Source organism: Streptomyces sp. NPDC007164, assembly GCF_040634135.1.
Taxonomy (GTDB): Bacteria; Actinomycetota; Actinomycetes; order Streptomycetales; family Streptomycetaceae; genus Streptomyces; species Streptomyces sanglieri.
Genome location: NZ_JBEYFB010000104.1, coordinates 1 through 8,275, shown reverse-complemented (window position 1 = coordinate 8,275; position 8,275 = coordinate 1). Strand labels below are relative to the sequence as shown.

General features: G+C 67.5%; 6 protein-coding genes and 3 pseudogenes. 6 read left to right on the top strand and 3 right to left on the bottom strand.

Annotated features, from left to right (window positions below; all coding sequences use genetic code 11):
• Positions 1-330 precede the first annotated feature (330 nt).
• The 4 genes and pseudogenes from ABZ622_RS41330 to ABZ622_RS41315 form a co-directional block, all read left to right on the top strand.
• Positions 331-491, top strand: a pseudogene (locus ABZ622_RS41330) (IS5/IS1182 family transposase); the annotation flags it as partial.
• 121 nt (positions 492-612) lie between these two features.
• Positions 613-1,364 (top strand): annotated as a pseudogene (locus ABZ622_RS41325) (transposase family protein).
• A 153-nt stretch (positions 1,365-1,517) separates the two neighbouring features.
• On the top strand, positions 1,518-1,718 hold the full coding sequence (locus ABZ622_RS41320; protein ID WP_360552418.1) for a hypothetical protein: 201 nt from the start codon (positions 1,518-1,520) through the stop codon (positions 1,716-1,718).
• Positions 1,718-1,942 carry a hypothetical protein gene (locus tag ABZ622_RS41315; RefSeq protein ID WP_360552416.1) on the top strand — a complete coding sequence of 75 codons (225 nt, stop codon included), beginning with the start codon at positions 1,718-1,720 and terminating at the stop codon, positions 1,940-1,942. The genes ABZ622_RS41320 and ABZ622_RS41315 overlap by 1 nt, the downstream gene beginning before the upstream one ends.
• A 51-nt stretch (positions 1,943-1,993) precedes the next feature.
• On the opposite strand, the gene ABZ622_RS41310 is transcribed toward ABZ622_RS41315, so the two are convergent.
• Entirely contained in the window at positions 1,994-3,331 is a 1,338-nt protein-coding gene (locus ABZ622_RS41310; RefSeq protein WP_360552420.1) for a glutamate-cysteine ligase family protein, read from the bottom strand.
• Positions 3,332-3,375: 44 nt separating this feature from the next.
• Positions 3,376-4,881 (bottom strand): NAD(P)/FAD-dependent oxidoreductase, encoded by a 1,506-nt coding sequence (locus ABZ622_RS41305; protein ID WP_360552414.1) that lies wholly within the window; start codon positions 4,879-4,881, stop codon positions 3,376-3,378.
• Between the two features lie 1,220 nt (positions 4,882-6,101).
• On the opposite strand from ABZ622_RS41305, the gene ABZ622_RS41300 reads away from it, so the two are divergent.
• Entirely contained in the window at positions 6,102-6,416 is a 315-nt protein-coding gene (locus ABZ622_RS41300) for a chaplin family protein (RefSeq protein WP_360552412.1), read from the top strand.
• On the top strand, positions 6,413-7,702 hold the full coding sequence (locus ABZ622_RS41295) for a hypothetical protein (protein ID WP_360552410.1): 1,290 nt from the start codon (positions 6,413-6,415) through the stop codon (positions 7,700-7,702). The genes ABZ622_RS41300 and ABZ622_RS41295 overlap by 4 nt, the downstream gene beginning before the upstream one ends.
• A 137-nt stretch (positions 7,703-7,839) precedes the next feature.
• Here ABZ622_RS41295 and ABZ622_RS41290 read toward each other — a convergent pair.
• Positions 7,840-7,995, bottom strand: a pseudogene (locus ABZ622_RS41290) (IS630 family transposase); the annotation flags it as partial.
• Positions 7,996-8,275 lie beyond the last annotated feature (280 nt).

Here is an 8,275-nt window from a genome sequence, read left to right as displayed (position 1 = left end):
ACTCAACGCCTTCGACATCACCTTCGACGGCCGACTCACCGCCGGACGCCGGTAGAAACAATCAACCGAGTCCCACCGTTCGCTGTACAGACCCGACGGAGCAGCTTCGCCAGGGTCATTTCTGTTGGGCCTCAGGCGAAGGGGGGCGGAGGGCCACTCTCGCGCCCATGACGCTTCCCGGTCTTGGAGGCGATGCCGGGCCGGGAGTTACTACCCGGATGGGCTCGGCTGTCCATCAGGAGTTGTTCTTGACCGTCTTCCAGAAGCTGTTTCCAAAGTGGCGTTGAGACTGGTGGGCTCGCATGGGAGGAGGAGTCGGGGATAAAAACCGGTGTCCGGGGCAGGCTGCACGAGGCGGTGCTCGACCGCATCGACGAGTGCGGACTGCTCGACCTGACCCGCGTGGTCCTCGACTCCGCCCACGTACGGGCCAGAAAAGGGGCGAACTCACAGGCCCCAGCCCCGTGGACCGGGGCAAAGCGGGTTCCAAGATGCAGTGAACCTCTTCCAACCTGACGGGTGGTTGGGCCGGCAGCCCCGGTGACGGGCATGAAGAAAGCGCCTGGTAGACGGGTTCACGACCAAGATCACCAGTCCGCCAGGAGCTTTCGCGTGCTTGTCCACCCGTCCAACATCGATCTGTCCAACCGCACCCTGCAACACCTCTCCGGTCTCCTCGCAGGTCACCGCCGTCGGACCGGCTCCCGGTGGCGTCGCCTGACCTGCGGCCGGCAGGCCCTGCTCGAACTGGCCCACCTGCGCTGTGGCGACACCTACGCCCATCTCGCCGCAGGCTTCCGCATCGGGATCGCCACGGCCTACCGCTACATACGCGAGGCCGTCGACCTCCTGGCAGCCCTCCCGCCCACGCTGGAACAGGCCATGACGACTGTCCGGAAGAAGGCGTACGTGATCCTTGACGGCACCGTGCTGCCGATCGATCGCATCGCCGCCGACCAGCCGTACTACTCCGGGAAGAAGAAACACCACGGGATGAACGTGCAAATCCTCGCCGATCCCGCCGGACGCCTGATCTGGGCCTCGGACGCACTGCCGGGAGCCACACACGACCTGACCGCGGCGCGAGCCCACGGCATTCCCGCCGCCCTCGCCACAGACGACATCAAGTGCTGGGCCGACAAGGCGTACCAGGCGCCGGCCCTGCGATCCGTGTCCCGATCCGTGGCAAGCACCTGCGCGGCTGGCCCCGACGTCACAACCGGGACCACGCGAAGATCCGCAGCCTCGGTGAACGCGCCATAGCGATCCTCAAGTTCTGGCGGCTCCTGCGGAAGCTCCGCTGTAGCACCACCCGGATCACAGCCGTCGTCCGAGCTGTCGTCGCCCTCGAACTCGCCAGCTGATCAAGATGGAAAAGGCTCACTGTCGGCCCTGAGCGGGTGAAATCCGACTGGGGTTGTCCGCGCGTGTTGAGAGGCAGCGGGATCTGTACGTTGCGGCAGTCTGCTGCGAGAAGCCGTAGATAGCGGCTGCCTCCGCATCCTCTGGAGACTGCTGTGCGCGCACGAAGCGTTCTGGCCGCTCTCGCCCTGGCCGCGGAAATCGCCGCCCTCTACGGCCAGAAGCAGCGCGAGGGGGCCGGGCGGCTGAGGAGCAGGACATCGAAGAGCCCCGCCGGATCGGCGGGGCTCTTCCGGCCGGTGGTCTTCGTCATTCCGGCAGCATTGCTGCTCGGGAGGATCACCCTTCCCGAATAATGACTTACGGTATCCGACGTGCAACCATCTGTAACGGGTTGGGCTTCGGTACTTTCCCCAAGGCACCGACCTGGACGTCCACACCCGCGACGACCTGGACGCCGTCGCTGGCGAACTCAACGCCCGCCCAGGCAAAACGCCCGCAGGAGTTGCGCGACATCACCGCCCTCGGCAACGGCGGCCGCATCGGCCCCGACCCGGACACAGCTGGCCATCAGGGCTGAGCGAGCAACCTGTGCCAGCCATCTGGACGCCGCCTTCGACCGGGATCTGCATCAGGTGGCGGGTGGGATCCGATGAGCCGTGATGTAGCGGGCGGGGTCGTTGTGGTGGGTCGTCTGCCAGCGACGGGCGGTCTGCTCGGCGAAGGTCTCGTTCGTGTCCAGGATCTCGTTGAGCGGGTCGAGGAAGGCGAGCGCTTGGGGTTGTTCGAGCCCGGCGTGGATGCGGGCCTGCAGGCCCGCGCGTGCCAGTCCGAGCAGGTGACAGGCCAGGTCACGAACGCTGTCTCCGCCCAGACGGGTGGCCAGTCCGGCTGTGGGCAGGGCCTGTTGCGCCGCGTTGCTCTCATCAGGCGTGTAGTGCCGGAGAAGCTCCCAGGCAGCCGCACGCGAGGGCGCGTGATACGTCAGTCCGGTCCACAGGGCCGGCACGGCGGGAATATGCGGGTACGGCGGGCCGTCGGGCGCGCGGGTCTCCAGAGTCTGACGTACGCGGACGGTGGTGTAGATCTGGTCGAGGTGGGAGAGCCAGTCCTCCCAATGAGGAGCGGTGCCGTCGTCGAAACCGTCGCGGAGATGGTCTGCGAATGTCCGCGGTCCAGCAAGGCAGTAGCCGCTGGGGCCACGGCGGTAGATCATGGGCATGCTCAGTGCCCAGTCGGTGAGGGCCTTCGCCGTGAGCGGGGTCCGCAGCGCGGGGCGCGGGGAACCGACTCGCCTGGGGTCCATGCGGAGCCAGTCGCGGCAGCGGTGGGAAAGGACGCCGTCCAGGTGTCCGGCGTACAGCGGTGAGTTGACGAGCAGCGCGGCGACGACGGGCGAGGCGGCGACTTGAACACGCAGCTTCGAGGCCAGGTCGTCCTCGGAAAGGTGGTCCAGCGTGGTCTGGGTCGAGGTCGACAGCTTCATGATGTGCGGTGCGCCCTCGCCTTCCGGCCCGAGGCCGGCGAAGTACGTTCGCATGACGCCACCGCGCACGGTGGGCACCCAGGTGGCGGTGCCGACTCGATTGAAGGGGAGGTTTCCCCCGGGAACGATGGCCAGCCCGTGCTGCTGCGCCAGAGCGGCCAGGGCCTCCATGGTGACGCGCATGGCTGTCACCAGAGTGACGAGGTCGTCTGCGGGAGGGGATGAGTACTCCAACTGACCGCCGTGCTCTAGCGTCAGCTTCGTCCCGTCCGGAAGGTGAACTCCTGTCAGGACGTCTCCGGCCCACTGCGGTGAACCGCCCCATTCCCGTAACACCTGGTGCAGGAGGGCGGCCAAGCCGTGTGGCCCGGCGTAAGGAGCGGCGAGACCGGTCGTCTCGTCAAGCACACCTGCTTCGACTTCAAGGCCGATGCGTTCGCGTGTGCCGTGAGGAGCGAGAAACGCTTCGTGCAGGTCGGCCATGCGCAGAGGAAGACGGTTGCGACTGCTCTCGTTGCCTTGCGTACTCATGACGTCGCTCCTTGTCTGATGAGGTCATCCGCTTCGCGTTCCGTGCGCTGTTTGCCCAGCCCTTCCGCCGTTGCGTACAGACGATCGAGCAAGTGGCCGACCGCGTGAAGCGCGGACTGGGCAGCACCTTGCATCCAGGCATGGGCGGCTGAGAGGTGCTCACCTGCGAAGAAGAGACGGGGATTGCCCGCCGGGTGCGGCGTCGCAAGGCCGTCGAGATATCTCGTGTGCTCCCCTGGAGCGAGGTAGGCGAAAGACCCTCCGCTCATTCCGGGCTGGTTGTCCCAATCCCAGTGCAGGATGTCGTCGATGTCGTCGCAGATGCCCGGATGTAACTGTTCCAGGCTTCGCATCACGATCCGGTCGCGGTCCGCAGGCGCCAGCGTGGTGAACCGCCGTGCGTGCGGGCCCCAGAGATAGGCGCCCGTGAGTACCCCTGGCTCGTGTGAAAGCTCCGCACTCCGGGCGGTCAGCCGCTGCGGTGAAGACCCGCCGACAGCGGGGGTGACGCGGGCGTTGTCCGACGGGTACCAGCACTGCTGGATGGGGAGATCGGTGAAACTCCCGCCGCCGTAGATGCCGTCGTCGAGTTCCCAGCTTCGCCGACGGAGGTGCACAAGGGACTTGGTGCTGCTCGTATAGGTGAGGCTGCGGACAGCCTGCGCTTGCCGATGGGGCAGCCCCGGGGTGATGGCGATCTGGTCGAGGGAGGTCAGCGGGACGCAGGCCAGCACGGCATCGTATGTCTCGTCGACGGGTCGGCCTACACACTGACCACTGATCCGTGCCGCGTCGGAGAGCAGATGCACCGCGTCGATACGCGTGGACAGACGCAGTGTTCCTGGCCTCAGACGCCGTGCGAACTCACAGACCAGCGTGTCCATCCCGCCAACGATTTCGAGGGGGGCAGCGTGGAAGAGACCGAAGTAATCGACGAGCACCTCAAGAAGAGAAGCGTGTTCGTAGTGCACCAGTCCGCTGGCATGCCCGAGTAACTCCCAGACATCCTCGGAGAACTGCCGCCGTGCGAACTGCCACAACGAGGTCGACATCAACTCGTCCAGGGCCGCGTCCTGCCAGGTGCCCTCCAGAACACTCATTTGCTGCGCAGGGGTGAGTGCATCCCACGCTGTACGCAGTACACGGTCCAACCACGATCTCGGTCCATCCTGTTCGGTGACATCGAGACCGTAGGCCGGATATAGCTGTTGCACTTGACTTAATCGCACCCGCCGGCCGCGCAGATGGTAGTACCCATCCGGGTTCATGTTGATGAAGGGGCGAGTCTGCAGCCCGAACTCGCGCACGTAGTGGAGCACACATTCGTGATTCCCGGGAATGCGCATCGCGCCCACATCGGCGTAGGTATCGTCCCAGAACCGATGCGTGCGCACCCGCCCCCCGGGGCGCTCGGCCCGCTCATAGACCACGGCATCCACCCCACGCCGCTGGAGTTCATAAGCCGAGACCAGCCCTGCCAACCCGCCACCGATGATTCCCACACGCGCTCGGTCAGCCGGCCGCGCCACTGGTAATTCGTCCGGAAACGCAAAGCATCGATCGAACAACCCTTCACACTCCTATATCCGCGTGCTACTCCCGATATCAGACGGTCTGCGCCCGCCGCAATGGCGTTCGCTGAGATCCACAAACACAGAATATGAATGGCCACCAGTGCCGCCGACGAAACGCTCAGCCGCTGATGACCTACGCTCGACATCCCCACCTGGTTCTGCGAGCGGTCCGAGGCCAGGTCGGCTTTCCTCTGCTCCCTCACTGCCTCGCGCCGGCGCTGTTCCTGGTTGTGGCGGGTGGCGATTTTCGCGCCCCGGGCGACGACCTTCTGTTCCACGGCGCTCATTTCGGCGGAGGCGTACTCGCGTTCTGGACGATGGCCCAGCCCAAAGCTCTGTCCGCCCGGCCGCGGTGGTGATCCGCGGTTCGGCGGTGTCGGGGGCGGGCCAGGGCGTGGCGGCCCTGGTGGGACGATGGCGCCGTCGCGGGTGATGGTGAGCCGGCCGGGGCCGGCCTCCATCCACGGCGTCTCGAACGGGTTGACCACCCCGTGGAACTCGGGCGGACCGGCGTACCAGCCTCCCGCAGCCCCCTTCGGTCCGATGCGGATCCAGGTCAGGCCCGCTGCCGCCACCCTGCTGGACCGGGCCCGTGCCGAGGTCTATGCCCGGTGGCCGGCCGCCGTGGCGTGGAACGGGAGGAGGCCCGGCGGACGTACGCCGCGCGGTGCGCCGTGGCAAAGGCCAGGAGCTCGCGGGGGGGCCAGGCCTGCCCCGCAGGGGGAGCACAGCGTGCTGCGGCCGACGGTGCACCCAGTCTGCGTTCGACGACATGGAGCGGCTCGGGTCGGGGTGGCTGCTCGGGGGACGGGCCCGGCGGCCGTCCACGAGCAACCGTGATTAAGGTCGTCTGCGACTGCGGGTGGGAGAGACACAGGCCGCCAACTCCTGCCGTAGAACCCTGCTCAGTGTCCGTGGGCGCCGGGAAGGGGCAGGCTATTGACCAGGGCGATCCGGTCTGGGGAGGGAGGGAAGCAACGCCACAGCTCCGTGCTCCTGTGCAGGAGAATGGGCTATTTGTAGCTCCAAGCGGTGTGTGCGTGTCGGGGGACGGACTCTGTCGTTGGTGGGAGTGCGGCCCGGGTTTGTCCGGCCGGGTAGGGCTTGTACGGATGGCGGTTTCGGGTCCCGGACGAAGGAGGAGCGCGATGGGTGTGGAGACGCGGGGAGCGATCGGCGGCGCGGGGCGTGCGGGTGTGCGGGCCGCAGTGCTGAGCGCGGTGGCGGGGGCGGCGTTGCTTCCGGCCAGTGCCGCTCACGCGGGCGTGATCGGGATCGGGAACGCGGTGTTCGGCAACACCTGCGTGAATCAAGCCGAAGGCGGTGCTCGGGCCGTGGGTGCCACGGTGGCCGGGGGCGGGGTGGGCAGCGGCAATCAGGCCGGCCTGCCGTTGAGCCTGCCGCGCAACCACTGCGGCAACAGTGGCATCGTCTGTACAGCCTTGTTCGGGTCCAGCGTGTGAGCGGGCCGGTGATCGGGCGGACGACGGTGAGCGGAGCAGCAGGGTGCACACCGGTGGACCGGCGGGCGGTGGAAGCTCTGCTCTGCCTGAGCGGGCAGACGCTGTCCCTGTTGCGCCAGTGGGCCGGATCGGACCCGGACTGCGGTGTGGCGCGGGCGCTGCTGGCGCTGGCGACCGGAGAACGCTGGAACGACGCGGTCCTGAAGGAACAACTGGTGATCGCCCACCGGGATGCGTCGGCCGTCGGTGAGCGCGAGGCGAGCCTGGTGTACGGGGTGTTCCTCCACACACACCGGCAGTACCGGCTGACGGCCGACCACCTGGTGAAGCACTTCGACCGGTGGCCCGCCGATGAGCTGGCCGGCCTCATGATGGGCGCGTTCTTTGAGTGCGGGGACGCCGCCTACCGCGCGCACGGCGATGCTCTGATGGAGCGGCAGGCGGCGATGGCCGGCCCGGAGAGCTGGCCGTGGATGAGCTGGCTGGCCTCGGCCAGGGCGGAGCAGGGCCGGGTACGCGAGGCGCACGAACTGGCCGGACGGGCCCTGGCTCTCCATCCCCGCTCGGGTGTGGCCGCGCATGCCCTGGCGCACGCCGAACACGAACTCGGGGCCGGCCGAGCCTGCACCGACTTCCTGGACCAGTGGCTGCGGGAAGACCCGCAGGCCGTGCAGTCACGGCACCTGAATTGGCACGCCGTTCTGCAGTCCATCGCCTGCGGAGACTTCCCGGACGCGCGCCGCCGGGCAGACACGGCACTGGCGCATACGGATGTCGGCATGAGGGCCGCGACGAACTGGCGCCTGCTCCTGGCCGGGCAGTCCCCGGCTGGCCGCAGCGATCCGGACCAGATCCGGGTACTGCTCGCCGCACCGGGCGGAATGGCGGAGGTCTTCCACACCTTCAACTTGGCCCTGGCCCTGGCCGTGGAGAGCGCGACCGACGATCTGCACATCCTCGCCCGCCGGTCCGCCACCGACGCACGCCCCGACTACCACGAAATTCTGGCCCCCGTGGTGCAGGCACTCGCGGAGATCACCGCAGGCCGCCCCCGCGAGGCGGTGAACCTGCTGAGCAGCCTGGGCGATAAAGCCGAGCGGATCGGCGGCGTACGGGTGGAGCGCGAAATCATCCAGGACACCCTCGCCCGCGCCCTCATCGACACGGGAGAACACGCCCGCGCGGCCGACCTACTGCACCACCGCACCACCACACGCCGCCACCACACCTACGAGAACCTGCTCCTCGCAACACGTGTCCCGGCCATCATGCCCGGCCCTCGCTGAGCCGACTTCACGCATTTGGTAGCAGCCTCCCGCAGGCAGCAGCGCCGTCTGGGTGCTTCCGGCATCGTCAGTGTCAGGGAGTTGGGGCAGCGCCATGGTGCTCAGGCAGTGCACCTAGCGGTTTCTCCGAGCCAGCTGGAGACAACGGTGTTGTTCCGGCCGTTCGCGCACGCCAGCACGATGCGTGCGCGAACGGCCAGTCCCTGCGCGGTCGAGCGGCGCCTGGCCCAGTTCTCCAGCGTCAGCCGCTCGGCCTCCGACAGCACGACAGGTTCCAGCCGGGTATCGCCCATGCTCACAGGACAGCGCGAACGCGTGACCTGCCGCAGGCGAACACCGCAACCTGAAACAGAAGACGCCTCACGTGGCGACCCACGACCTCAAAACCAGGTCACTAGTGTCCTGAGTCAGGGATTCCGTTCAGATGTATAGGCTTGTCTCATGGCGCGGACCGGGCGGCCGGAGGCCGAGTTAAGAGTGTCGGATGAGGAAAGGGCTGCACTTGAGGGGTGGGTGCGGCGTCGCTCCACGCCACAGGCGTGGGCCTTGCGATGCCGGATCATCCTGGCCTGC

Coding starts and splice junctions, on each gene's coding strand:
- ABZ622_RS41315 (WP_360552416.1), top strand. CDS start 1,718: ATGACTTACGGTATCCGACGTGCAACCATCTGTAACGGGTTGGGCTTC.
- ABZ622_RS41310 (WP_360552420.1), bottom strand. CDS start 3,331: ATGGCCGACCTGCACGAAGCGTTTCTCGCTCCTCACGGCACACGCGAA.
- ABZ622_RS41300 (WP_360552412.1), top strand. CDS start 6,102: ATGGGTGTGGAGACGCGGGGAGCGATCGGCGGCGCGGGGCGTGCGGGT.